Origin of the sequence: Bradyrhizobium sp. (assembly GCF_049581145.1) — a bacterium.
GTDB lineage: Bacteria > Pseudomonadota > Alphaproteobacteria > Rhizobiales > Xanthobacteraceae > Bradyrhizobium.
This window is the reverse complement of sequence record NZ_JBAURI010000928.1, coordinates 1-1802: the sequence shown is the minus strand read 5'-3', so window position 1 is coordinate 1802 and position 1802 is coordinate 1. Positions and strand designations below refer to the sequence as shown.

Genomic DNA, 1802 nt, shown 5'->3' with positions numbered 1-1802 from the left:
CGCTGCGACAGCGGATGCCGGGATCGAACCGGTTTGGAGAGAAAGAGCCGGAACAGAACCAACGACAACAAAAAGCGCCAGTACGCCTATCCAGACAATTCGCATCGGCAATCTCCTCACACCCATCCAGTCTGAGACAATCAGGACTGCACCCGCTTTTATCAGACTGATTCCGATCTATGCCACAAAATTCTCCTCGAAGCCACGGCATCTCAATCGCTAGATTTACCTCCCTCGCAATCTTCGCGATCCTCGCGCCCCTCGCCGCCTCTGCTCAACAGGCCACTCCCGTCCTGCTGGATGCCATGACCACCGAGCTCCAACGAGCCTTCACATCGCTCGGCAAATCCGCCGGCGCGGGAAACGACAAACAACTACCGCCCTACTTCCTCAGCTACTCGGTAAGCGATGCCAGCGCCGTCACCATCCGCGCCCAATACGGCGCCATTGTCGGCAGCTCCTCCAATCATGTGCGCGTCGCCGACATCCAGGTCCGCCTCGGCGATCCCAAACTCGACAATACCCACGGCGACCATCGCGGCTCGGCAGTCAACAGCCTCGAACTGCCCCTCGCCGATGACCGAGAAGCCCTCGCTCGCTCTCTCTGGCTCGCCACCAACACCGGCTACGGCAACGCCGTCGACAACTACCTCCGCGTTAAAACCGAAGCTCAGGTCCGCGCCAAAGAGGAAGACACATCCCCCGACTTCAGCAGCGAACCGCCCCAGGTAGCCATCGCCAAGCCCGCTCCGCCCGTCGTCATCGACCGCGCAGCATGGGAACAACGGGTGCGCGCCCTCTCCAAAATCTTCCGCGAATATCCCGACGTCTACCAGAACGTCGTCATGCTTTCCGTGCAAAATGAGACCGACTACTTCGCCTCATCCGAAGGCTCGCGCGTCGTCACGCCGCATCTACAAGCCCGCCTCGTCGTTCTCGCCGTCACTCGCGCCGACGACGGAATGGACCTGTTCCGCGACCAAACCTTCGAAGCCGAAACCATCGACGGTCTTCCCGCACAGCCCGAACTCGAGTCCGCCATCCGCTCGCTCGGCACAAGTCTCGAAGCTCTGCGCAAGGCTCCCGTCACCGAGCCCTTCGATGGACCAGCGATTCTCTCCGGCCGCGCCTCCGCCGTCTTCTTTCATGAAGTTCTCGGCCACCGCCTCGAAGGCCAGCGCCAGCGCGGCGACGACGAAGGCCAGACCTTCACCAAAGAAATCGGTAAAGACATTCTTCCCAGCTTTCTTTCCGTAGCCGACGATCCCACCCGCACGACTTTCGGCAAAACATGGCTCAGCGGCAGCTACACCTACGACGACGAAGGCCAGAAAGCCCAGCGCGTCGAGCTCATTCAGGACGGCGTGCTGAAGACCTTCCTCATGTCGCGCCTGCCCATCGCAAGCTTCAGCGAATCCAACGGCCACGGCCGCGCGCAAACCGGCCGCATGCCCACCGGCCGCCAAGGCAACCTCATCGTCACGTCCACGAAAACAGTTCCGGATGCCGATCTTCGGAAGGAGCTGATCGGCGAAGCGAAGAAACAAGGCAAGCCCTACGGCCTCTACTTCGAAGACATCTCGTCAGGCTTTGCAGTCACACAACGCAGCTCGCCGCAGGCCTTTCAGGTAATTCCACTCGTCGTCTATCGCGTCTACGGCGACGGCCGTCCCGATGAACTTGTCCGCGGCGTCTCCATCGTCGGCACACCACTCGCCGCGATGAAACGCATCCTAGCCACCGGCGACCACCCCGAAGTCTTCAACGGCGAGTGCGGCGCGGAGTCGGGCACAGTCCCTGTC

Annotated in this window: 1 protein-coding gene; it reads left to right on the top strand. The window is 61.4% G+C overall.

Features of this window, described 5'->3' with window-relative positions; genetic code table 11:
- Window positions 1-305: 305 nt before the first annotated feature.
- The coding region (locus WCB02_RS30420; RefSeq protein ID WP_423963837.1) for a metallopeptidase TldD-related protein at window positions 306-1802 on the top strand (1497 nt) is incomplete at its 3' end.